The sequence below is a fragment of the Oleiphilus sp. HI0066 genome, from assembly GCF_001635725.1.
The window spans coordinates 1-969 of sequence record NZ_LWFH01000134.1 but is presented as its reverse complement, the minus strand read 5'-3'; the positions used below and the strand labels follow the sequence as shown (position 1 = coordinate 969).

Annotated in this window: 1 protein-coding gene and 1 pseudogene; both read right to left on the bottom strand. The window is 46.7% G+C overall.

Features of this window, described 5'->3' with window-relative positions:
- Positions 1 to 452 (bottom strand): annotated as a pseudogene (locus tag A3738_RS02410) (alpha-D-ribose 1-methylphosphonate 5-triphosphate diphosphatase); the annotation flags it as partial.
- Positions 449 to 969, bottom strand: a 521-nt coding sequence (locus A3738_RS02405; protein ID WP_068763318.1) for an ATP-binding cassette domain-containing protein, incomplete at its 5' end; no start/stop codon positions are given. The gene A3738_RS02405 and the pseudogene A3738_RS02410, both read right to left, overlap by 4 nt.

Sequence of the window (969 nt, the reverse complement as noted above, 5' to 3'; positions counted from 1 at the left end):
TTCTTGAGAATTGGCACACCGGTTTCGTCTGTAATTTCATATCGGCAGTGAACACGATTATCCACCAAAGCATGTGGTTGCCATTCATGCACAGCGCGCGCAACATTTGCAGCAAAGTCATTGTTTCGCACGCCAAGTTCTTCATGCGCAAAAGACAAGGCATGATAAACAGTCGTGATCCCGGCAGCCGCATTGCGTTTATCTGCCTGAGCACAGGCAAAATCTAGAGGAAAGTGAACATTCGGGCGCGGTTCAACTTCTTTTTCCAGAGCGTCGCAATGAATGTCTATCATGCCAGGCATCAAGAGATCTCCCTGTAAATCGATCACTTGCTCCACAGAGACTTCATCAGGATTAATCGAGTGAATAAAACCGTCTTCAATCAGCAAAGAGGCATCGTTTAATATTTCGTCGCGTAGTACGATTGAAGCGTTCGTAAGCAGTGTCTTCATGCGTGAGTCATCTCTAGTAATTGGTCTACGGATTTAGGAATTTGGAGTTCAACGACGTGCTCCGCCATTTTTTCAACCAGTGCTGGATCATGAAAAATAGCCAGCATGGCGACGCCTTGCTCTTTCAACTTCTGCAATTCACCCAGCACCACGTCGGTCGTAATGGGATCTAGACTGGAGGTAGGTTCATCAAGCAGCAGCAATCTGGGCTTGGCTACCAAGCTTCGTGCTAGATTGACTCGCTGTTTCTCGCCACCGGAAAAGTTTGCCGGAGATAAACTCCATAACCGTTCAGGTAAATTCAAACGTGCCAGCATATCGCGAGCACTATCCAGCGCTTCGTGCATGCTTGCACCACGTTTCAAAAGAGATTGAGCGACAATAAACTCGCTAGGTTTGCGCGGTAATATGTGAAGAAACTGCGTGACAAAACTAATCTCATCCTGCCTTAGCTGTAGTATCTGGTGCTCATTGGCTTTCGCTAAATCGATCTTATGACCCTTCGCTGTTTGATAGA